The organism is Rhodococcus sp. C1, assembly GCF_020809065.1.
In the GTDB taxonomy this organism is placed as follows: Bacteria; Actinomycetota; Actinomycetes; order Mycobacteriales; family Mycobacteriaceae; genus Rhodococcus_F; species Rhodococcus_F qingshengii.
The window spans coordinates 870,800-891,451 of the sequence record NZ_CP078080.1; the positions used below are offsets into that span (position 1 = coordinate 870,800).

A 20,652-nucleotide genomic window follows, 5' to 3' on the forward strand; every position below is an offset into this window, starting at 1 on the left:
CGGGTTCGAGAACTACGGTGAGTTCTAACAGGTGGGTATCAGACAGGTTGGTATCAGACAAGAGTGAGAACTACGTCAGCCAGGGCAGGAGCTTCGCGCTCCAGTACAGAAGCTGAGATCAGGAGTCGCCCATTGTCTTTCCAGATCTGGATACTCAAGTTCTCGCCGGGAAATACGACCCCGGCAAAGCGGGCCCGAAATCCGGCTACCCGACTGCTGTCGCCGTCGAGCATGGTATCCACTGCGGTCTTGCAGACCATTCCGTAAGTACACAGTCCATGCAGGATAGGCGCTGGAAAGCCTGCCGCGGAGGCGAATTGCGGATCCGAGTGCAACGGATTCCGATCACCACACATCCGGTACAGCAAAGCCTGCTGTGGAAGCACAGGCGTCACCACTGTCTCATCTGCTTCGCGATCCGGAAGCGTAATCGACTCCGACGGACCACGTTCACCCCCGAAACCACCCTCGCCGCGGGCGAAAATGGACGAGCGAGCTGTCCACAGCGGGTTGCCCTCGGCGTCGACCGTGACGGATTCCTGCACGATCACCGCGGCCTTGCCCTTGTCCCAGATCTCGGCGATTCGAGTTGTGGTGCGGCCACTTCCACTTGCCGGGATCGGCTGATGGACAGTGACTTCCTGGCTCCCGTGGACTACCTTCGCCAGATCGATTTCGACGCCGGGGAACGACACCTTCGGTGCTTCGGTGGCGTGGAAGTTGGCGGCGACGGTGGCAAAGGTGGGTAGTACCTGAGGCTTTTCGTCGTCGAGGTATCGAAGCTCGGTCGGATCAAGCGGACGAGCACCTGCCCCCAGGGCCAAGTGGTAGTGCTGCACGTCCGACGGGGTCCACGAGAACTCTTGTGGCGCAAGCTCGGCGCCGAGTGCGATCTTCGGATCAATTGGCATGGTCGACCGCCGTCTTTTCAGCTGCAGGTGCTTCGGTTGTCTCGGCCTTCTTCGCACGCTCGACGATGTCGAGTACGGCCAGGTAACCGAAAGTCATTGCGGGACCGATGGTCGCGCCTGGTCCGGCGTAGGTGTGGCCCATGACCGGAGCGCTTGCGTTGCCAGCCGCGTAGAGGCCGTCGATGACGCTTCCGTCTTCGCGTAGTGCTCGGCCGTTGACGTCGGTGCAGATTCCGCCCTTGGTGCCGAGGTCACCCGGAACCATCTTGATGGCGTAGAACGGAGCCTTGCTGATTTCGGCGAGGCTGGGGTTCTTCAGTCGGGGATCGCCGTAGTACGCGTCGTAACCACTGTCACCGCGTCCGAAGTCCTCGTCCTTGCCGTTGCGCGCGAAGCCGTTGAACCGATCGACGGTTTCGGTCAGCGATGCGACGGGAAGCCCTGTCTTCTCGGCCAATTCGGCGATGGTTCCCGCCTTGACCACGATGCCGGCCTTGAGCCAGCGGCCGGGGAAGGGAGAGCGGGGAGTGATACCGGCAAACGTGTAGCGGTTGCGGTAGCGCTGATCGAGAATCATCCACGTCGGGATGTTCTCGCCGGGGCCCTCGCCCTGACCGTACTCACCGCCGTACATCGCATGGGTTGCCTCGACGTACGGAGCCGCCTCGTTGCCGAAGCGCTTGCCCGACATGTTGACCATCATGCAGCCCGGGAGGGTGCGCTCGGAGAGAGCGAACCACGGTCCGCCGGTCAGCGGAATGGACGGGCCCCACCAGGCGTCGTCCATGAAATCGACTGCAGCGCCCACTTCTTGGCCTGCGCGGATACCGTCGCCGGTGTTTGCCTTCGCGCCGACGGTCCATTCGGTGCCGATAGGTGCGCGCTGGTACTTCTCACGCATTTCCTTGTTGTGCTCGAATCCGCCGGATCCCAACACGACTCCGTGGCGAGCGCGGATGACCTGCTCCTCGCCGTCGACGATGACGTTGACGCCGCGAACTGCGCCGTCTTCGGTGTACAGGGAGGTCAGCGGGGTGTTCAGCAGGATGGGTACTCCGGCGGACTGAAGTCCGAGTCGAATACCGGCGACCAGTGCCTGGCCGCGAACCAGCAGATCCTTCTTGGTGGCCTTCGCTGCGAGGAATCGCATGCCGACCTTCATGGCGCGCAGGGGTCCGCGAGGATTGCGCATCAGCAGGTTGAGCCACTTGTAGTCGGCCTGGGTGATGACGAAGTTCTTGGGGGCCTTGACGTAGTCGGGCTCGAGGTTCTTGCGGTCGGCGCCCAACTTGTTGCCGTCGAACGGGGTGGGCTCGACACTGCGGCCACCGAGGCGTCCGCCGGGTGCTTCCGGGTAGTAGTCGGAGTAGCCGGGAACCCACTGCAGCTCGAGCGGGCTGTTCTTCAACACGAACGAGAGCATCTCGGGACCGCGCTCGAGATAGGTGTCGATGCGTTCGGGAGCGACAACGTCGCCGATGATGCTGTGCAGGTAGGAACGTGCGGCCTCCGGTGTATCGGTGACACCGTCCGCTTGAAGTGCCTCGTTGTTGGGGATCCAGACCCCACCACCGGAACGGGCGGTCGATCCGCCGTAGTGGGCGGCTTTCTCCACGATGACCACACTCAAGCCCTGGTGGGCTGCGGTCAAGGCCGCTGTCATACCTGCGGCACCACTGCCGACGACGACGATGTCGTATTCCTGCTTGCTCATGTAGAACACGTTATAGAATGATGGGGGTGTCAGTCCATGCTTTCTGCCAGGAAGTATTTCCGGACGTTGTCATTGATAACGAAACACGTTGCAGTGAGATTGAGGATGGTGCGGTGTGACCTGGGATACTTCGGTTGACGTCCTTGTGGTCGGGTTCGGTGTGGCGGGCGCCAGTGCGGCGCTCGAAGCGGTAGCGGCCGGTTCGTCGGTTTTGGCGATCGACCGAGCGCTCGGCGGTGGGGCCAGCACGATTTCCGGAGGAATCTACTACGCCGGCGGCGGCACCGTGATTCAAAAGGAAGCCGGTGTCGAGGACAGTCCCGAAGCCATGCTCGCCTACCTGAACCGCGAGGTCGGTGACGCGGTGACGCCGCAGACTCTGCGCCGGTTCGTCGACGAGAGCCCGGCGTCGATCGACTGGCTGCGCAGTCACGGCGTGCCGTTCGAGGCCTCACTCTGTCCGTACAAGACGTCGTACCCGAGCAACAAGCACTACCTCTACTTCTCGGGTAGCGAATCGGCCGGCGGGTTCCGTGACATCGCAAAACCTGCTCCGCGTGGTCATCGCGCCAAGGGGCGTGGCACGTCGGGAAAGATGCTGTACGGCCCGCTCGCGAAGTCCGCGGAGGCGAAGGGCGTCCAGTTGCTCGGCCAGACGCGAGCGGACCGGCTGATCATCGAGGACGGCCGGGTGATCGGCGTCGAAGCACTGACGCTGCGTGACGCACCTGCCGGAGTTCGTCGCCGTCACGCGACGCTCGGGTCCCTGTCCTCCAAGCCCGGCGTCTACGCACCGCAGTTGCGCACGATTCTCGACGCACTCATCGCGAAGATCGAGAAGAAGCACGCCAAGCGGATTCGCATCCAGGCACGCGGCGGCGTGATCCTGAGCGCCGGCGGCTTCGTGTCCAATCGCGAGATGATGCGCACCCATGCCCCCGCCTACAAGGGCGGTATCCCGCTCGGCACGTCCGGGGACGACGGCAAAGGCATCAACCTCGGTATCGAAGCCGGGGGAGCCACCGACAAGCTCGGCAATGTGTCCGCCTGGCGATTCATCGTCCCGCCGAGTGCTTTTCTCGGTTCCATTTTGGTGGGTGAATCCGGTGCGCGAATCGTCGACGAGTCCCGTTACGGTGCCGCTCTCGGTCAGGCGATGGCGGAGAAGAGCAGCGGAATCGGTTGGCTGCTGGCAGATTCCGAACTCGTTCGCGAAGCGAAATCGCAGATAGGTGACCAGTCGATGTGGTTCCAGCGGGTGCAGACCACCGGAATGATGCGTACTGCAGTGCGTGGCAACACCATTGCCGAGGTCGCCCGCAAAGCGGGGATAGACGTCGCCGGCCTTCAAGCCACCGTCGACGCGCACAATTCCGCTGCCGCTGCCGGACAACCTGATCCGATGGGCAAACCGTCGGACTTCGTCAGGCCGATACTGTCTGCGCCGTTCACGATGTACGACGTCTCGATCAAGCCCAACATGATGAATCCGTGCCCGATGCTCACGCTCGGTGGATTGGTGGTCGACGAATCGTCCGGCATGGTGAAAAACGAGGCCGGGGAGGGTATCCCTGGTCTGTATGCCGCCGGCCGTACCGCGGTCGGTATCTGTTCCAACTCGTATGTGAGCGGCTTGTCGCTCGCCGACTGCGTATTCTCCGGACGACGAGCCGGTCAGCACGCAGCCGCATTCTCCACAGTCGGAAAGGCCTGAACGATGCTCTCGACGCAGATCCGCGGCGAACTTGCCGACCATCTTGATTCGGCGGAACGGGATCGCGCTCCGATCAGCCCGCTGATCGCCACGTATCCGGACATCGACGTCGTCGACGCCTACGAGATCCAGCTCATCAACATCAGGCGTCGTGTTGCCGGTGGCGCAAAGGTGGTCGGACACAAGGTCGGACTCTCGTCACTGGCGATGCAGCAGATGATGGGCGTCGACGAGCCAGATTACGGTCACCTGCTCGCCGAGATGGAAGAGTTCGAGAACCGTCCGGTCGACACGTCGCGCTTCTGCTTCCCGCGCGTCGAGGTGGAGGTCGCCTTCATTCTGGGAGCAGATCTGCCGGGCGCCGGGTGCACCGAACAAGACGTCATCGACGCCACTGTCGCCTATGCGCCGTCCATCGAGTTGATCGACAGCCGGATCAAGGACTGGAAGATCGGTCTCTCGGACACCATCGCGGACAACGCGTCCTCCGCCGGGTTCATTCTCGGCAAGGAACGAGTTCGCCCGTCGGACATCGACATCAAGGCGATCGACGCGGTGCTGACCTGCAACGGCGAGCGGATTGCGGAGGGGCGCAGCGATGCGGTTCTCGGTAACCCGGTCACCGCTGTCGCGTGGTTGGCGCAGAAGGTCGACACGTTCGGAGTTCGGCTCAAGGCCGGCGACATCGTTCTGCCGGGTTCGTGCACGCGAGCGATCGACGCTCATCCAGGCGACAACTTCCGAGCCGAGTTCAGCGGCCTCGGTTCCGTCTCTCTTCAGTTCACGTAGGAGTAGTCATGACCAAGGCAAGTGTGGCGATCGTCGGATCGGGGAACATCAGTACCGATCTGTTGTACAAACTGCAGCGTTCCGAGTGGCTCGAACCGCGATGGATGATCGGAATCGATCCCGAGAGTGAAGGATTGGCGCGCGCCCGCAAGATGGGACTCGAGACCTCCGCCGAGGGCGTCGACTGGTTGCTCAGCCAGGCGGAGAAACCGGACCTGGTCTTCGAGGCGACGTCGGCATACGTGCACCGCGAGGCAGCACCACGCTACGAGGCCGCCGGTATCCGTGCCGTCGACCTGACTCCGGCCGCGGTCGGCCCGGCTGTGGTTCCGCCCGCGAACCTGCGTGAGCACCTGGACGCACCCAACGTCAACATGATCACCTGCGGTGGGCAGGCAACCATTCCGATCGTCTACGCGGTATCACGTGTCGTCGACGTGGCGTACGCCGAGATCGTCGCCTCCGTTGCATCGTTGTCCGCCGGCCCGGGAACTCGCGCGAACATCGATGAGTTCACCAAGACCACCAGCCGCGGTATCGAGACCATCGGCGGCGCACAACGCGGCAAGGCGATCATCATCCTCAACCCCGCGGACCCGCCGATGATCATGCGCGACACAATCTTCTGCGCTATCCCCGAAGACGCCGATCAGGCCGCGATCACCGACTCCATTCACCGCGTCGTCAAGGACATCCAGCAGTACGTGCCCGGCTACCGGTTGCTCAACGAACCGCAGTTCGACGAACCGAGCGTCGTTTCCGGTGGCTATGCAACGGTCACCACGTTCGTCGAGGTCGAAGGCGCAGGCGATTTCCTGCCGCCGTACGCGGGCAACCTCGACATCATGACGGCAGCAGCCACCAAGGTGGGCGAGGAAATCGCCCAGAAGCTTCTGAGTGTGAAGGCATGAGCGACATGATTCATTTCGATTCGAGCTGGGACATCCGCGTCACCGACACATCGCTGCGCGACGGCTCCCACCACAAGCGTCATCAGTTCACCGTCGACGAAGTACGAGCCATCGTCGGTGCCCTCGACGGAGCCGGAGTGCCGGTCATCGAGGTCACTCACGGCGACGGCCTCGGCGGGTCCTCCTTCAATTACGGCTTCTCGAAGACTCCCGAGCAGGAACTGATCAAAGCTGCAGTCGAGACGGCGACCAACGCGAAGATCGCCTTCCTGATGCTGCCCGGATTGGGCATCAAGGACGACATCGTCATCGCACAGGACAACGGTGCGTCCATCTGCCGCATCGCAACTCACTGCACCGAGGCAGACGTATCCATCCAGCACTTCGGCCTCGCGCGTGAGCGTGGACTCGAAACAGTCGGATTCCTCATGATGGCTCACTCGATTCCGCCGGAGAAGCTGGCCAAGCAGGCTCGCATCATGGCCGACGCGGGTTGCCAGTGTGTGTACGTGGTCGACTCCGCCGGCGCACTTGTGCTCGAGCAGGTATCCGATCGCGTCGAGGCGCTGGTTCAGGAACTCGGCAACGACGCTCAGGTCGGCTTCCACGGACATGAGAACCTGGGCCTGGGCGTCGCCAATTCCATTGCGGCAGTTCGTGCGGGAGCCAAGCAGATCGACGGTAGTACCCGTCGGTTCGGTGCCGGCGCCGGCAACGCCCCGGTCGAGGCGTTTGTCGGTGTCTGCGACAAGATCGGAGTCAAGACCGGTATCGACTTCTTCGCGATCGCCGATGCAGCCGAAGACGTTGTGCGCCCGGCAATGCCGCAGGAGTGCCTGCTCGATCGTCAGGCACTGATGATGGGCTACGCCGGCGTGTACTCGAGCTTCCTCAAGCATGCCGAGCGTCAGGCCGAGCGGTACGGAGTGTCGTCCGCGGAACTGTTGGTGCGCGCAGGTAAGCGCAAGTTGGTCGGCGGACAGGAAGATCAGTTGATCGACATTGCGCTGGAACTCCAGCGCGAAGCAGCGGCTTCCTAGCCCATGGCAGACGTACTGGCCGGAAAAGTGGCCTTGGTAACCGGCGCGTCCTCAGGGTTGGGGCGCGCCGTCACCGAGATTCTCCACCGCAGGGGCGCACAGGTTTTCGGTATCGCCCGCGACAAGGAAAAGCTGCGACAGTCGATGGTCGAGGTGGTTGGCGCGGATGGAGAGCGTCGTTTCGCGGCGACGGACGTCTCGGATTCCGCTCAGTGTGATGCGGCCGTGCAAGCGTGTGTCGACGAACTCGGTGGTATCGACATCCTCGTCAACGTGGCGGGATCGCACTCGCTTCGTCATACGGCGGATATTGCGGATTCCGAATGGGCACATGACCTTGCGGTCAATCTGAACGGACCGTTCTTCCTTTCCCGAGCAGCGCTGCCGCACTTGCTGGAACGGGGCGGCAACATCGTCAACGTCTCCTCGATCGCGGGGCTGGAAGGGCAGGCGTACTCGGCTGGATACTGCGCTGCCAAGCACGGACTCATCGGACTGACCCGAGCGATGGCGATGGAGTTCACCGGAAAGTCTCTGCGTGTCAACGCAATCTGCCCCGGCGGCATGATGACTCCTCAAGTCACCGGATTCACCTTCCCCGACGGAGTCGACTTCGACCTCGTCATGAAGGTTGCCTCGCCGCGTGGCTTGATGGAAGCCGAGGACGTTGCGAAGATGGTGGCTTTCGTTGCCTCCGACGACGCCTCGGCGATACACGGGGCCGTCTACTCGGTGGACAACGGAAAAATGGCATGACCCCGTTGGTCTCGGGACCGATCTTCCAAATCTGCTGGGTGGTCGAGGACATCGAGGCCGCCGAACAGGAGTTCACTCGGCAGTGGGGAGTGGAGCGATGGCTACGTATGCCAGACATCGCCTTTGGTCCCGAGACCACAACGTATCGAGGTGAGCCCGCGGACTATGTCGTTCACGTGTCGATCGGATATGCGGGCAGCCAACAGCTCGAGTTGATCCAACCAGTGTCCGACGCAACCTGTACACGGAGTTCCTGGAGACTCACGGCGTCGGAGTTCATCACATGGCTTGGGTTCCTGACGATTACGAGGCGACGTTGCTCGAGGCCGAGCGTCGCGGAATGTCGGTGGTGCAACAAGGTCGGGTAGAGGGCGCCGGCATGGAGTTCTCCTACCTCGATGCCGGGCCGTTGGGTGGATACGTCGAGTTGATGAAGCTCTCGCCCGAGATTCGGTTGATGTTCGCTTCGCTCATTCCTGATTGACGGCAAACACTTTCGTGAAGTAATCGGAAACGTTCTCCGGGTGACCACGGAATCCGAGGTAGCCGTCGGGGCGAATGACCAGCGCCGCCGTACCTTCGACCCCATACGCGGCGCACAGTTGCGAGGCGTTGTCCTCGATGATCGGCACCAGCGAGTCGACGGTCACGGTTCCCGGTGGCACTATCGCGTAGACGTCCAGCAAGCCGTGCGCTGATCGAATTGCGGCGTCGGCGACCTTCTCCAAGCTGTTGATGCTCTCCGCGGATCCGTCCGAAGTCAGCAGTAACGTGTGGTCGAATCCGGACAGCAAGTCGAACAACCGAATTGGATACTGCACACCGTCTCGGCGCATTCCGCGTGCATCGGGTGCACGCTCGCCCGGTTGAACGTGTGGACTCGAAGAATTACGCCCGGTGTTCAGCGGACTCTCCGAGTAGTCGATCAACAATTGAGCCTGGCGCCGCATTGCCGTGTCGATGGAGGACTCTCCCGAACCGATTCCTTCTCGAGCATTTCGGACCGTCATCCCGACGACTTCTTCACCGACCGGCCGCCTTTCGGCGTCGTAGGTCTCGAGAAGATCCGCTTTCGCAACACCTTTGACGGCGAGCGCTATCTTCCACGCAAGATTGTGGGCGTCCTGGATCCCGGTGTTCATGCCCTGCGCGCCAGTCGGGGGATGGATGTGCGCGGCGTCGCCGGCGACAAAAACCCGTCCGCGGCTGTAAGCGTCGACGATGCGGTGGCTGATGCGGAAGACCGAGGACCATCGCAGCATCGAGGCGGTTGTCGGTTCTGGGGACAGTCTGTCGAGCACGGCCTGGATGTGATGGAGTTCAGGTGTCTTGCCGGTTGAAAAACCGTGTTGTACAGCGGCTTTGTTCGACGATTCGTCCGGCATCAACTCGTCCGGAACGAGCATCGACATGCGGTACCGCTTGTGTCCGGGAAGTGGGATGCAGACGAGTAGATCGTCGGTGGTTCCGTCGTCGCTGGTGTGGTTGGCGCGGACGGAGTAGCCGCTGGGTATCGACCAGTCGACTTCGACGTCGCCGAGCATGTAGCTCTCGGCAAACGCGCCGCCCTCGAAGCTCAGGCCCAGCCCTTTGCGGACCACGCTGTGCGCGCCGTCGGAACCCACCAGGTACCGGGCTGTCACAGTGCTGCCGTCGCTGAGGGTGCAGGTGACGGCGTCGTCGGATTGTTCGAATGCAGTGAGGCCGACTCCGCGTTCGACGGTTGTTCCCAACTCGGTGAGGCGCTCGGTGAGGATGCGCTCCGTCGAGTACTGAGGCAGACAGAGAAACCAGTAAGGAACGTCGTCGGGGAGGGTGAGGTCGACGCGGCCGACCTCGACGCCGTTCGTGTACATGATCTGACCGCGCATCAATGTCGAGGCGTCGAGTGCCTGGCGGAGCACCCCCATGTTCTCGAAGAGTTCGAGAGTGCGTGGCTGAATCCCGACGGCTTTCGCGTATTGCCGCGGTTCGTCGAGGGGGTCGACTATTCGACAGGAGATACCGCGTCTGCGCAGCTCGATCGCGGTGGTCAATCCGATCGGGCCGGCGCCCGCTACCAATACGTCGGTATCCATGAGGACCCACTCACGTCGGGGACAGTCGGTCATTTCAGTATGGGTACGCGAACTTTTGTTTTGGGGAAATTCGCGCAGATCGGGCATTTTGGGGCTTTCCGCACGGGTTGCAGACGTTGAGGTCGTGGGAAGATCGCGACGTGAAGGCAGGCGAGTTGCATCATGAGCCGCCGGGGTACCGGTGCCCGTTCTGTCGCTTCGCGCTGGGCGAGTTCGACGAGCACAACTCGTCGACCGACCTGGTTGCTCGAACCGACCACGCAATCGCTCGGATTTCCCCGAAGTGGTGGCCGGGCAACCCCGGCCACGTACTTGTGTCGCCGATCGAGCACTTCGAGAATCTCTACACTTTGCCCACGAGCGTCGGGCACTCGGTTTTCGACCTGGTTCAGGCCGTGGCTGTTGCAATTCGTGAAGCCTACGGCTGCGACGGCGTCTCGACCCGGCAGCACAACGAACCGGCGGGCAACCAGGACGTCTGGCACCACCACGTCCACGTATTTCCGCGATACGAGGACGACCACCTGTATTCCCGGCATGGCGAGGCGGCCTACGTTCCGCCTGAGGCGCGAGCGCCTTTCGGCGCACTTTTGCGCCCTCGATTCCTTGAACGCTGATCTGCCGCCACATCCAAGTGATGTACAAATCTGCGTGTTTGTAAAACTTTTACCTCAAAAATCGTTGACAAAACGCTATCATTTGTCCACTCTCTATACATAGATGTTGTTCGTGTCGCGGATTACCGCGCAGGACGCACTCACTGATCCGAACGAGAACTGGAGAATTCGATGGCGGCGTTGGTGTACACCGAGCCAGATGGTCGGCTCGCAACTTGGAGAGACCGGAAACGCTACTTGTGGCTGCTGGCGCTGATTCCGTCATCGGCAACTTTCATCGCCGTGGGGCTTGTTACCGCCACCGGATGGAATGTCTTCTGGTGGACCGGCCCACTGATCGCGTTTGCTCTCATTCCCGTCATCGACATCCTGGCGGGTGAGGACGGGAAGAATCCGCCCGACGAGGTGATCGACGAACTCGAGAACGACCGCTTCTACCGGTGGTGCACCTACGCCTATCTGCCGCTGCAGTACACGGCCTTCTTCCTGTCCTGCTACATCTGGGCGCGTTGGGATTTGAGCGTTCTCTCCAATATCGGACTCGCAGTGACGATCGGTGTGACGGCCGGAATCGGCATCAACACAGCCCATGAACTCGGGCACAAGAAGGAGAGCGTCGAGCGCTGGTTGTCCAAAATCGTTCTCGCACAGAGTGCTTACGGTCACTTCTACCTCGAGCACAACCGTGGCCACCATGTGCGAGTGTCGACTCCGGAAGATCCGGCGACCTCGCGCTTCGGTGAGACCCTCTACGGTTTCTGGCCGCGCAGCGTCGGCGGGGGATTGAAGTCGGCGTGGCATCTCGAGAAGACCCGCTTCGAGCGTTTGGGCACCACGCACTGGAGCATCAAGAACGACGTGCTCAACGCCTGGCTCATGTCGGTTGTTCTGTTCGGTGTCGCGCTTGCAGTGTTCGGGATCGGCATCGCGCCGTACCTCGTGATCCAGGCGTTCATCGGGTTTTCGCTGCTCGAAGCGATCAACTACCTCGAGCACTACGGACTCCTACGTCAGAAAACCGCAAGCGGACGGTACGAGCGATGCACGCCGGCGCACAGCTGGAACAGTGATCGCATCTGCACCAACGTCTTCCTTTATCACTTGCAGCGGCACAGCGATCATCATGCGAATCCGACACGGCGCTACCAAGCGCTTCGCAGTATGGAAGAGGCCCCTCAGCTCCCGAGCGGCTACGCCAGCATGATCATGCTCGCAACAGTCCCGCCCCTGTGGCGCAAGGTGATGGACCACCGCGTTCTCGAGCACTACCGAGGTGACATCACCCAGGTCAACATCGCGCCGAAGAAGCGGGCCAAGATCCTCGCAGCCTACGGGGTGAACGCATGAACGCCTACATCTGCCCGATCTGCGACTACACGTACACCGAATCGACAGGCGCTGCGCGAGAAGGCTTTCCGCCCGGCACGCCGTGGTCGAGTATTCCGGACGACTGGTGCTGCCCCGACTGCGGCGTCCGCGAGAAGGTCGACTTCACCCTCGTCACGCAATCCTGATCGAAATACCCACCGGTGAAAGGAAAACCGATGTCCGAGACTGCCACTGCTTACAAATTGTTCCGCTGCCTCCAGTGCGGGTTCGAATACGACGAAGCGATCGGCTGGCCCGACGACGGTATCGAGCCGGGTACTCGCTGGGACGAGATTCCCGAAGACTGGTCCTGCCCTGATTGTGGTGCCGCCAAAGTCGATTTCGAAATGGTGGAGGTGGACCGCTGATGACAGCGGTCAGCGAGCCCGACACACGCACCGTCGTGATCGTGGGCACGGGCATCGCCGGTTCCGGTGCCGCGCAGGCCCTGCGCAAGGAAGGGTTCGGCGGCAGCATCATCCTTATCGGAAGCGAACCTGAGGAGCCGTACCGCCGCCCAGCGCTGTCGAAGGAGCTACTGTCCGGGAAAGCGTCGTTCGATCGGGTTCGGTTGCGGCCGTCGACTTTCTGGAACGAGCAGGGTATCGATCTTCGGATCGGCGCAACTGTCACGAGTATCGACACAGATTCCCGCACAGTACTTTTAGCCGACGGTGACAGCATCGACTACGACGTTCTGATTCTTGCCACGGGTGGACGGTCCCGACGGTTGGCCGCGGAAGATTCCGAGCGCGTTCACTATCTTCGGGATATCGCAGACATGCGACGCTTGCAATCCCAGCTGATCGAAGGATCCTCGCTATTGGTGGTCGGCGGTGGCTTGATCGGATCGGAGGTGGCGTCAACGGCACGCGACTTGGGTTGCAGTGTGCAGGTTCTCGAAGCGCAACCGGTGCCCCTGTCCAGGCTGCTTCCACCGTCGATAGCGGAGAAGATCGCCGCGCTGCACGTCTCGGCGGGCGTCGCCTTGCAGACGGGGGTCGACCTCGAGACGCTCACGACGGGTGCCGACGGCGTCACCGCACGTGCGCGTGACGGACGCGAGTGGACAGCGGAGTTGGCCGTCGTCGCAATCGGATCCTTGCCCGATACCGATGTGGCTGCTGCTGCGGGTATTGCGGTGGACAACGGGATTTCGGTAGACCGATACCTCCGGACCTCCGTCGACAATGTGTACGCGATCGGCGATGTGGCCAACGTGCCCAACGGTTTTCTCGGCGGCATGCACCGTGGTGAGCACTGGAACACTGCGCAGGACCACGCAGTTGCAGTTGCCAAGACCATCGTCGGGAAGGAAGAACCCTTCGAATCCGTCCCTTGGAGTTGGTCGAACCAATTCGGCCGCAACATTCAAGTAGCGGGTTGGCCAGGCGCGGACGACACCGTGATTGTTCGAGGAGACTTGGACTCCTATGACTTCACTGCGATCTGCATGCGCGACGGAAATATCGTCGGTGCTGTGAGCGTGGGCCGGCCGAAGGACATTCGTGCCGTCCGAACCCTTATCGAACGCTCCCCGGACATCAGCGCCGACGTACTCGCCGATACAAACAGGGATCTGACCGAACTTGCGGCGGGTCTTGTCGCCTCACCGGTGCTCTGAGTGCACTCGTGACTTCTGTGGCTTGCGTGTCCACCGTTTTGACACCGAGCACGGGCGATGGAAATCTTCCCGATATGTCCACCGCTCGTGCCCGTGTCCCGTACCACGAGGCAGCTCGTCAACTCCTCCGTGCGTCAGCGCTCGACGCCACACGCGAACTCTTGACCGAGAAATCGTGGAACGACATCACGATGGCGCATATCGCGGAAGCTGCGGGTATGAGCCGGCAGACGTTGTACAAGGAGTTCACGTCTCGCCAGGGATTGGCGTCCGGATACCTCATCCGGTTTGTCGACGAGTTTCTCGAAGAAGTGGAACGCGAAGTAACGCTGCATCATTCGGATCCGCGTGGCGCGGTCTCGGCTGCATTTCGTGCCTTCTTCGACGCCGGTGCCCGGGATCCGATGGTGGTCAGCATTGTCGGTCCCCGGCCGCAGCACGACCTGCTGAGCTTGGTCACCACTGACGGGACTCCGCTGCTCGAACATGCGAGCGCGAGGTTGGCCGAGATCTTCATGACCAGTTGGGCGAACGTCGACCGCATCCATGCCGAGATGTTCGGCAGCACGATAGTGCGTCTGGCGATCAGTCACGTGACGTTGTCTTTCGGTACCCCCGATCAGATCGCCGAGAACCTGGGGGAGATGTTCGGGCCGTTCCTCGATCAGGTCATCGGTTCGGGCACAGTCGAACCGAACTGAGCCGACAGGATCGATACGGTTTCCGGGCTAGGACGGAAGTTCGATCGAGCGTGATCGCCGTAGTTCTTTGGTGGGAAATATCGTCGTTATGTGTGAATCCGCGTCTCACTTCTCGGTAGCGTGCCGGGCGTAGATCGAGGTGCGATCCGCAGGGGGTGGCTCTCGTGAATTTCCGTCAACGGTGGAGGAATTCGAAGATGAAGAGCCGCAACAAATCTCGAGTGATGTCGACAGTCGCGCTAGTTGCAACATTTGTCATGGCCGGTGCAGGTGTGGCAATTGCCGACGAATCATCGTCAGGGTCTTCCGGCAGCGGATCGCTCGGTTCCTCCGGTGCGGCAGCGGTTGATCCGTTGACCTTCGACGGTTGGGGCACGTGCCCGATCGAGGATCTCGAGGTGACGACGTGCGCCAGCGTCGTAGTTCGCGGAGGGACCATGAAATTGGGCGCACTTTCGGTGCCGATCCCGGACGGAAGCCTCAAGGTTGCGGGCGGAGTGAAATACGCGACCCAGCCGGACAACAGTTTCATCGAGACGTTCGTCGCCAAGCAGGACGGGTCCAACGGGGTCTATTCCAATCCGATTTCGGTACCGGGAGGTGCTCTCGGGATCGATACTCCGCTGGGACTGACTCAGATCAGCGCGACGGTGGAATCGGTGGGAGTGCCGGATCTGAAGGTTCTCGAGCAGGAACTCACCATGCCTGTTCGATTGAAACTGTCTAATCCCTTGCTCGGTGACGATTGCTACATCGGTTCGGTTTCGAATCCGATCAACCTTCACCTGACCACAACCGGAAACCCTCCGTCGGAACCTATCGGTGAGTTCCCCGGTGCAGTGTTCCCGGCAGTCCCACATTCGGATGCGGTGTTTGCGGCGCCGGGAGCCAGCGGGTGTGGACCGCTGGGTGCGCTCAACTGGGCCGTGAATCTACGCGGGGGAGTGCCGGCGGCCAGCGGAAAGAACTCTCTCACCACGTCGAGCGACGTCTACGCGGTGGCTGCACGAAAGGTGCGACCGCCTGCCTGACGGACGCGCGGGCGCTGGAACGTAAAACGAGGGCCGACCCGTGGGTCGGCCCTCGTTCTACACAATCAGGTCAGCTGACCTCGGGATCACGCACCGTGATGGTGCCGTCCCTAACCGCGTCGGCGATGCTGTCGTGCAGTTTCGGGCATCCGTCTTTCAATGCCGACGACTGCCCGGAAGCAATTGCCTCTTTGAAGGTGTGGCAACGCAGCGCCGGGTCGGAAGTCCACTGAACGCTGGTGTGTTTGTACGTGTTCTTGCGAACCAGTACGCACGCGCCGCATGCCTTGCAGTCGACTTCCTGCAGACCCGAGTCGAGGTATTCGTGCTTGTCCTCGATCGTCTGGGCCGCGATCGCCTCGAGCCGTTCCGTTTGCCCGGCAAAGTCCGGTGCCTTGGCCCAACGAGCCCACCGTGCGTCGGTTCCGATCGAGGCGCTCACGACTAGACCTCTGCTTCCTTCTTTGCCGCTTCTGCTGCAGCTTCCTTCTCGGCCTTCTGGCGTGCGAGGTTTTCCTCGACCTCGGCGTGCCAGGCTTCGTTTGCCTTGGTGGTGTCCACCTCGAACTCGAAGCGCTGCGTCATCTTCTCGGTGACGTCGGCCTTGTCCACGTAGAACTGCTCGTACCAGCGTCGTAGCTGGTAGACGGGGCCGTCTTCTTCGCAGAGAAGGGGATTCTCGATCTTGGTCTTGTTCTTCCAGATCGCGACGTCCTGCAGGAATCCCTCGCTGATGCCCTCGGTGAACTTGCCGGCCAACTTGTCGGCCATCTCGTCGGAGACACCCGTCGGCTTCTTCACCGTCACGCCCCACTGCAGCACGAACGAGTCCGGGCTGATCGGGTAGTGGCAGTTGATCAGAACACTCTCGACCTCGTATCCGCTGTAGCTGTTCCACAGGGGATTGACCATGTACGACGGTCCGTAATACGCAGCTTCGGAGCGAAGCAGCGTGTCGCCGCCGTACTGGGAGGCCATTCCGATGTCGGGACGGCCCGTGGTGTTGAGGTACTGAGTGGCGATCTCACCTTCGAAGACGTTCTTGAAGTACGTCGGGAAGGCGTAGTGGATGTAGTAGAAGTGCGCCATGTCGACCACGTTGTCGATGATCTCGCGGCAGTTGGACCCCTCGATGACCATGGAGTTCCAGGTCCAGTCGGTCCATTCGTCGCTGTACGCGCCCTCGATACGAGGAATCACGATCTCTTCGGGCGGCGGATTGCCCTCGGGGTCGTTCCAGACGAAGAGCTGACCGTTCTGCTCGAGGGTCGTCCACGCGCGGGTGCGTGCGAGCGGAGGCACGCGGCGGGCATAAGGAATGCCGGTGCACTTGCCGTTGCCGCCCCAGCGCCAGTCGTGGAAGGGGCAGGCGATGGAATCGCCCTTGACCTCGCCTTGTGTGAGGTCACCACCCATATGACGGCAGTATCCGTCGAGAACTTTGATGTCGCCCTTGCTGTCGGCGAACACCACGAGCTTCGTACCGAAAGCCTCGATCGCGTGCGGTTTGCCGTCCTTGAAGGTCTTCAGTAGACCCAGGCAGTGCCAACCGCGGGCGAAACGAGTTTGCACCGTTCCGACGTCGATCTCGCGAATCTGCGCCATTGTGACCTCACATCCCTTCTAGCTGTTAGTAGAACACGTTATAGAACTCGATCCGGTTCCGCCAGATTTTGGGGGCACTTGTTACAGCATTGCGGCCACAAACGGGACCTTTGTCAGCGTCTCGACAGAAAAGAGAACGTGTTCTAGTCTCAAGTGTAAGTGAACCAACCGATCGAGGAAGACGGGAGCGTCGAAGTGGGTAACCATGACAGCCACGAGGTGATGCAGAGGCTCGACGCACTACTGCCGGCACTGCGCGAGCGCGCGCAGGAGACCGAGGATCTGCGTCGTATCCCCGACGAGTCCATCAAGGCTCTTCAGGAAACAGGTTTCTTCCGCTTGCTGCAGCCGAAGCAGTGGGGCGGATACGAAGCCGATCCGGTGCTGTTCTACTCCGCGGTCAAGAAGATCGCCAGCGCGTGTGGTTCCACAGGGTGGGTCTCCTCGATCATCGGGGTACACAACTGGCACCTCGCCCTCTTCTCTCAGCAGGCACAGGAAGACGTGTGGGGCAACGACACTGACGTTCGCATCTCGTCCTCTTACGCCCCGATGGGTATGGGTGAAGTAGTCGAGGGTGGATACAAAGTCAACGGTGCGTGGGCGTGGTCTTCGGGTTGTGACCACGCCAGCTGGGCCGTTCTCGGTGGTCCGGTGTTCAAGGACGGCCGCGCAGTCGATTTCGTGAGCTACCTGATTCCTCGCGAGGACTACCAGATCGACGACGTGTGGAATGTGGTCGGTCTGCGTGGAACCGGCTCCAATACCGTTGTGGTCAAGGATGTTTTTGTTCCCAAGCACCGCGTTCTGAGCTTCCGGGCGATGAGCGAACTGACCGCCCCGGGCCTCGAGAACAACACCGCGCCGGTCTACAAGATGCCGTGGGGAACCATTCACCCCACGACGATCTCGGCACCGATCGTCGGAATGGCTTACGGAGCTTACGAAGCGCACGTCGAGCACCAGGGCAAGCGTGTGCGCGCTGCGTTCGCCGGCGAGAAGTCGAAGGACGATCCGTTTGCCAAGGTGCGCATCGCCGAGGCGTCCAGCGACATCGACGCCGCGTGGCGTCAGCTCTCCGGCAACGTCGCCGACGAGTACGCGTTGATCCTTGCGGGCGAAGAGGTTCCGATGGAACTGCGGCTGCGCGCTCGACGTGACCAGGTGCGCGCCACGGGCCGCGCGATCGCCTCGATCGACAAGCTCTTCGAGAACTCCGGCGCCACGGCGCTGCAGAACGGCACTCCTATCCAGCGTTTCTGGCGCGATGCTCACGCTGGTCGCGTCCACGCCGCCAACGATCCCGAACGCGCCTACGTCATGTTCGGAACCGGCGAATTCGGTCTGCCGATCACCGACACGATGGTCTAGAGGAGGCTCAGTGACAACCACCGAAGAAGCCCTCACCTACGAGTCCACTTCACGGTTCGCGCAAGTGCGCCCCGATCTGAAACTGCACTTCCACGAGGCGGGCGTCGGAAACGACAAGACCATCGTGCTGCTGCACGGCGGTGGCCCAGGCGCGTCGTCGTGGTCTAACTTCGCCCGCAACATTCCGGTGTTGGCGAAGAGCTTTCACGTCATCGCGGTCGATCAGCCCGGTTACGGGCAGTCCGACAAGCCGACGGAGCATCCGCAGTACTTCGTGCACAGTGCGTCGGCGCTCAATGATCTCCTGGACACGCTCGAGATCACCGGTCGCGTTGATCTGCTGGGCAATTCGCTCGGTGGTGGCGCTGCTGTTCGCTTTGCGCTCGACTACCCGGACCGTGCGGGTCGCCTCGTTCTGATGGGCCCCGGCGGTCTGAGTGTCAACCTGTTTGCGCCGGACCCCACCGAGGGCGTCAAGAACCTCGGAAAGTTCAGCTACCAGCCCACCCGAGAAAACCTCGAAGCATTCCTGCGGATCATGGTCTTCGATCAGAAGCTGATCACGCCGGAACTCGTCGACGAACGTTTTGCTGCCGCCAGCACTCCCGAGTCGCTGGCTGCGGCCAAGGCGATGGGTAAGTCCTTCTCCAGCGGTGACTTCGAGCTCGGCATGCTCTGGCGCGAGGCGTACAAGCTTCGTCAGCGTGTGTTGCTGATCTGGGGCCGTGAGGATCGGGTCAACCCTCTCGACGGCGCACTGGTCGCGCTCAAGATGATCCCGCGCGCGCAGCTCCACGTCTTCGGCGGTTGCGGTCACTGGGCGCAGCTCGAGAAGTTCGACGAATTCAACCGGCTCGCAACCGACTTCCTGCTCGACGGAGGTAAATGATGGGTATTCGATCTCTGGCGTACATGCGCATCGGGGCCACCGACATGGCTGCGTGGCGCGAATACGGACTCAAGATCCTCGGAATGATCGAGGGCAAGGGCGTCGACGCGGAATCGCTGTATCTGCGTATGGACGACTTCCCGGCGCGTCTTGTCATCGTTCCGAACGACACGGACCGTCTGCTCGTCTCGGGTTGGGAAACCGCGAATGCCGCTGAGCTGCAGGATATCCGTGACAGGTTGTCGGCAGCCGGTGTTCCGTTCAAGGAAGGCACGGCGGAGCAGCTCAAGGACCGTCGCGTCGTCGAGATGATCGCGTTCGAGGACACCTCGGGCAACTCCCTCGAGGTGTTCCACGGAGCTGCTCTCGAACACCGCCGGATCGTGAGCCCGTACGGGCACAGGTTCGTGACGGGTGAGCAGGGCCTCGGCCACGTCGTGCTCACCACCGATGACGACGATGCTTCGCTGCGGTTCTACCGCGACGTACTCGGATTCAAGCTTCGCGACTCGATGCGTCTGCCTCCGCAGATGGTCGGCCGGCCCGCGGACGGCGACCCGGCGTGGCTGAGGTTCCTCGGCTGCAACCCGCGTCACCACAGCTTGGCGTTCCTGCCGTTGCCCAACCCGACGGGCATCGTGCACCTGATGCTCGAAGTGGAGAACTCCGACGACGTCGGACTGTGCCTCGACCGGGCACTGCGCAAGAAGGTCAAGATGTCGGCGACTCTCGGTCGCCACGTCAACGACGAGATGCTCTCGTTCTACATGAAGACTCCAGGCGGGTTCGACATCGAATTCGGTTGTGAGGGGCTAGAGGTCGAGGACGAAAACTGGATCGCGAGGGAAAGCACGGCCGTGAGCCTGTGGGGTCACGACTTCACGGTGGGAATGAAGCCGTGAGTTCGCCCGACGCGTCGGTGAGTGCGGAGCAGGCGATCGATCCACGCCAGTTCCGCACGGTTCTCGGGCAATTCTGCACGGGTATCACCATCATCACGACAGTCGACGACGGTGAGCCTGTCGGGTTCGCATGTCAGTCTTTCGCGGCCCTGTCACTCGACCCGCCTTTGGTGTTGTTCTGCCCCACCAAGGGTTCTCGGTCGTGGGCGGCAATCGAGCGGACCGGTAAGTTCGCCGTCAACGTGTTGGCGGAGGAACAGCAGGCGGTGTGTGCTCGTTTCGGGTCACGTGAGCCGGACAAGTTCGCCGGCATCGATTGGACGCCATCGCCTCTGGGCTCGCCGATCATCGACAAGTCCCTTGCACACATCGACTGCACGGTGGAAACCGTCCACGACGGCGGCGATCACTACGTCGTCTTCGGTCGGGTGTCGTCGATGAGTGAGATCAAGACCGAACGCCCGCTGCTCTTCTATCGCGGGCAGTACACGGGCATCGAGCCGGACAAGACTGTTCCGGCTACCTGGCGTGACGATCTGGAAGCGTTCCTGACGACCACGACAGAAGATACCTGGCTGTAGGGGGCAAGCCCCCTGTGCGCCTTTTTGGTAGTGGTAACTACCAAAAAGGC

22 protein-coding genes are annotated in these 20,652 nt (G+C 61.7%); 17 read left to right on the top strand and 5 right to left on the bottom strand.

Features of this window, described 5'->3' with window-relative positions; translation table 11 throughout:
* Nucleotides 1-53: 53 nt before the first annotated feature.
* Nucleotides 54-911 carry a MaoC/PaaZ C-terminal domain-containing protein gene (locus KTR60_RS04005; RefSeq protein WP_064112418.1) on the bottom strand — a complete coding sequence of 286 codons (858 nt, stop codon included), beginning with the start codon at nucleotides 909-911 and terminating at the stop codon, nucleotides 54-56.
* Nucleotides 901-2,625: a 3-oxosteroid 1-dehydrogenase gene (gene kstD, locus KTR60_RS04010; protein ID WP_007734077.1), complete on the bottom strand. Its 1,725-nt coding sequence runs from the start codon at nucleotides 2,623-2,625 to the stop codon at nucleotides 901-903. The genes KTR60_RS04005 and kstD overlap by 11 nt, the downstream gene beginning before the upstream one ends.
* Before the next feature lie 115 nt (nucleotides 2,626-2,740).
* On the opposite strand from kstD, the gene KTR60_RS04015 reads away from it, so the two are divergent.
* The 6 genes from KTR60_RS04015 (at nucleotide 2,741) to KTR60_RS29280 (ending at nucleotide 8,319) form a co-directional block, all read left to right on the top strand.
* A complete protein-coding gene (locus KTR60_RS04015) occupies nucleotides 2,741-4,339 on the top strand; it encodes an FAD-binding protein (protein WP_058039235.1) in 1,599 nt (532 codons plus the stop codon).
* Between the two features lie 3 nt (nucleotides 4,340-4,342).
* Nucleotides 4,343-5,128, top strand: a complete 786-nt coding sequence (locus KTR60_RS04020; protein ID WP_042449395.1) for a 2-keto-4-pentenoate hydratase — start codon at nucleotides 4,343-4,345, stop codon at nucleotides 5,126-5,128.
* Between the two features lie 8 nt (nucleotides 5,129-5,136).
* Entirely contained in the window at nucleotides 5,137-6,039 is a 903-nt protein-coding gene (locus KTR60_RS04025; RefSeq protein ID WP_054826815.1) for an acetaldehyde dehydrogenase (acetylating), read from the top strand.
* A complete protein-coding gene (gene dmpG, locus KTR60_RS04030) occupies nucleotides 6,036-7,079 on the top strand; it encodes a 4-hydroxy-2-oxovalerate aldolase (protein WP_007734084.1) in 1,044 nt (347 codons plus the stop codon). The genes KTR60_RS04025 and dmpG overlap by 4 nt, the downstream gene beginning before the upstream one ends.
* 3 nt (nucleotides 7,080-7,082) lie before the next feature.
* A complete protein-coding gene (locus KTR60_RS04035) occupies nucleotides 7,083-7,835 on the top strand; it encodes an SDR family NAD(P)-dependent oxidoreductase (protein WP_019746895.1) in 753 nt (250 codons plus the stop codon).
* Between the two features lie 283 nt (nucleotides 7,836-8,118).
* Nucleotides 8,119-8,319, top strand: coding sequence for a hypothetical protein (locus KTR60_RS29280; protein WP_267132999.1), 201 nt, complete (start codon nucleotides 8,119-8,121; stop codon nucleotides 8,317-8,319).
* Here KTR60_RS29280 and KTR60_RS04045 read toward each other — a convergent pair.
* Nucleotides 8,306-9,913, bottom strand: coding sequence for an FAD-dependent monooxygenase (locus KTR60_RS04045; RefSeq protein WP_228402259.1), 1,608 nt, complete (start codon nucleotides 9,911-9,913; stop codon nucleotides 8,306-8,308). The two genes, KTR60_RS29280 and KTR60_RS04045, sit on opposite strands and share 14 nt — an antisense overlap.
* Nucleotides 9,914-10,053: 140 nt before the next feature.
* On the opposite strand from KTR60_RS04045, the gene KTR60_RS04050 reads away from it, so the two are divergent.
* The 7 genes from KTR60_RS04050 to KTR60_RS04080 all read left to right on the top strand — a co-directional run bounded on the left by KTR60_RS04050 (nucleotide 10,054) and on the right by KTR60_RS04080 (nucleotide 15,254).
* The gene (locus tag KTR60_RS04050) at nucleotides 10,054-10,530 is read left to right on the top strand and encodes an HIT family protein (RefSeq protein WP_007734089.1); all 477 of its coding nucleotides are present in this window, start codon (nucleotides 10,054-10,056) and stop codon (nucleotides 10,528-10,530) included.
* Nucleotides 10,531-10,701: 171 nt separating this feature from the next.
* The gene (locus tag KTR60_RS04055) at nucleotides 10,702-11,877 is read left to right on the top strand and encodes an alkane 1-monooxygenase (RefSeq protein WP_003945652.1); all 1,176 of its coding nucleotides are present in this window, start codon (nucleotides 10,702-10,704) and stop codon (nucleotides 11,875-11,877) included.
* Entirely contained in the window at nucleotides 11,874-12,044 is a 171-nt protein-coding gene (locus KTR60_RS04060) for a rubredoxin (RefSeq protein WP_007734092.1), read from the top strand. Before KTR60_RS04055 ends, KTR60_RS04060 begins: the two co-directional genes overlap by 4 nt.
* Nucleotides 12,045-12,074: 30 nt before the next feature.
* On the top strand, nucleotides 12,075-12,266 hold the full coding sequence (locus KTR60_RS04065) for a rubredoxin (RefSeq protein WP_007734094.1): 192 nt from the start codon (nucleotides 12,075-12,077) through the stop codon (nucleotides 12,264-12,266).
* Nucleotides 12,266-13,522: an NAD(P)/FAD-dependent oxidoreductase gene (locus tag KTR60_RS04070; RefSeq protein ID WP_007734096.1), complete on the top strand. Its 1,257-nt coding sequence runs from the start codon at nucleotides 12,266-12,268 to the stop codon at nucleotides 13,520-13,522. The genes KTR60_RS04065 and KTR60_RS04070 overlap by 1 nt, the downstream gene beginning before the upstream one ends.
* Before the next feature lie 74 nt (nucleotides 13,523-13,596).
* Nucleotides 13,597-14,223 carry a TetR/AcrR family transcriptional regulator gene (locus KTR60_RS04075; protein WP_007734097.1) on the top strand — a complete coding sequence of 209 codons (627 nt, stop codon included), beginning with the start codon at nucleotides 13,597-13,599 and terminating at the stop codon, nucleotides 14,221-14,223.
* Between the two features lie 197 nt (nucleotides 14,224-14,420).
* Complete coding sequence (locus KTR60_RS04080; RefSeq protein ID WP_003945441.1) at nucleotides 14,421-15,254, top strand: hypothetical protein; 834 nt, start codon at nucleotides 14,421-14,423, stop codon at nucleotides 15,252-15,254.
* A 70-nt stretch (nucleotides 15,255-15,324) separates the two neighbouring features.
* Here KTR60_RS04080 and KTR60_RS04085 read toward each other — a convergent pair whose 3' ends face one another.
* Together KTR60_RS04085 and KTR60_RS04090 are read right to left on the bottom strand one after the other, a co-directional pair.
* On the bottom strand, nucleotides 15,325-15,696 hold the full coding sequence (locus KTR60_RS04085) for a hypothetical protein (RefSeq protein ID WP_003945499.1): 372 nt from the start codon (nucleotides 15,694-15,696) through the stop codon (nucleotides 15,325-15,327).
* Nucleotides 15,697-15,698: 2 nt separating this feature from the next.
* Nucleotides 15,699-16,859 (bottom strand): Rieske 2Fe-2S domain-containing protein, encoded by a 1,161-nt coding sequence (locus KTR60_RS04090; RefSeq protein ID WP_003945847.1) that lies wholly within the window; start codon nucleotides 16,857-16,859, stop codon nucleotides 15,699-15,701.
* Nucleotides 16,860-17,054: 195 nt separating this feature from the next.
* Here KTR60_RS04090 and hsaA point away from each other — a divergent pair, with 195 nt between their 5' ends.
* The 4 genes from hsaA to hsaB are packed head-to-tail and all read left to right on the top strand — an operon-like array spanning nucleotide 17,055 to nucleotide 20,602.
* Nucleotides 17,055-18,230 (top strand): 3-hydroxy-9,10-secoandrosta-1,3,5(10)-triene-9,17-dione monooxygenase oxygenase subunit, encoded by a 1,176-nt coding sequence (hsaA, locus tag KTR60_RS04095; RefSeq protein WP_039973406.1) that lies wholly within the window; start codon nucleotides 17,055-17,057, stop codon nucleotides 18,228-18,230.
* A gap of 10 nt (nucleotides 18,231-18,240) precedes the next feature.
* Entirely contained in the window at nucleotides 18,241-19,119 is an 879-nt protein-coding gene (gene hsaD, locus KTR60_RS04100) for a 4,5:9,10-diseco-3-hydroxy-5,9,17-trioxoandrosta-1(10),2-diene-4-oate hydrolase (RefSeq protein WP_003945808.1), read from the top strand.
* The gene (hsaC, locus tag KTR60_RS04105; RefSeq protein WP_003945585.1) at nucleotides 19,119-20,021 is read left to right on the top strand and encodes an iron-dependent extradiol dioxygenase HsaC; all 903 of its coding nucleotides are present in this window, start codon (nucleotides 19,119-19,121) and stop codon (nucleotides 20,019-20,021) included. Before hsaD ends, hsaC begins: the two co-directional genes overlap by 1 nt.
* Nucleotides 20,018-20,602 (top strand): 3-hydroxy-9,10-secoandrosta-1,3,5(10)-triene-9,17-dione monooxygenase reductase subunit, encoded by a 585-nt coding sequence (gene hsaB, locus KTR60_RS04110; protein WP_003945677.1) that lies wholly within the window; start codon nucleotides 20,018-20,020, stop codon nucleotides 20,600-20,602. The genes hsaC and hsaB overlap by 4 nt, the downstream gene beginning before the upstream one ends.
* Nucleotides 20,603-20,652 lie beyond the last annotated feature (50 nt).

Bases quoted from the DNA above. Each gene is read 5' to 3' on its own strand.
- KTR60_RS04005 (WP_064112418.1), bottom strand. From the start codon at position 911: ATGCCAATTGATCCGAAGATCGCACTCGGCGCCGAGCTTGCGCCACAA.
- kstD (WP_007734077.1), bottom strand. From the start codon at position 2,625: ATGAGCAAGCAGGAATACGACATCGTCGTCGTCGGCAGTGGTGCCGCA.
- KTR60_RS04020 (WP_042449395.1), top strand. From the start codon at position 4,343: ATGCTCTCGACGCAGATCCGCGGCGAACTTGCCGACCATCTTGATTCG.
- KTR60_RS04025 (WP_054826815.1), top strand. From the start codon at position 5,137: ATGACCAAGGCAAGTGTGGCGATCGTCGGATCGGGGAACATCAGTACC.
- dmpG (WP_007734084.1), top strand. From the start codon at position 6,036: ATGAGCGACATGATTCATTTCGATTCGAGCTGGGACATCCGCGTCACC.
- KTR60_RS04035 (WP_019746895.1), top strand. From the start codon at position 7,083: ATGGCAGACGTACTGGCCGGAAAAGTGGCCTTGGTAACCGGCGCGTCC.
- KTR60_RS29280 (WP_267132999.1), top strand. From the start codon at position 8,119: ATGGCTTGGGTTCCTGACGATTACGAGGCGACGTTGCTCGAGGCCGAG.
- KTR60_RS04045 (WP_228402259.1), bottom strand. From the start codon at position 9,913: ATGGATACCGACGTATTGGTAGCGGGCGCCGGCCCGATCGGATTGACC.
- KTR60_RS04055 (WP_003945652.1), top strand. From the start codon at position 10,702: ATGGCGGCGTTGGTGTACACCGAGCCAGATGGTCGGCTCGCAACTTGG.
- KTR60_RS04060 (WP_007734092.1), top strand. From the start codon at position 11,874: ATGAACGCCTACATCTGCCCGATCTGCGACTACACGTACACCGAATCG.
- KTR60_RS04065 (WP_007734094.1), top strand. From the start codon at position 12,075: ATGTCCGAGACTGCCACTGCTTACAAATTGTTCCGCTGCCTCCAGTGC.
- KTR60_RS04070 (WP_007734096.1), top strand. From the start codon at position 12,266: ATGACAGCGGTCAGCGAGCCCGACACACGCACCGTCGTGATCGTGGGC.
- KTR60_RS04075 (WP_007734097.1), top strand. From the start codon at position 13,597: ATGTCCACCGCTCGTGCCCGTGTCCCGTACCACGAGGCAGCTCGTCAA.
- KTR60_RS04080 (WP_003945441.1), top strand. From the start codon at position 14,421: ATGAAGAGCCGCAACAAATCTCGAGTGATGTCGACAGTCGCGCTAGTT.
- KTR60_RS04090 (WP_003945847.1), bottom strand. From the start codon at position 16,859: ATGGCGCAGATTCGCGAGATCGACGTCGGAACGGTGCAAACTCGTTTC.
- hsaC (WP_003945585.1), top strand. From the start codon at position 19,119: ATGGGTATTCGATCTCTGGCGTACATGCGCATCGGGGCCACCGACATG.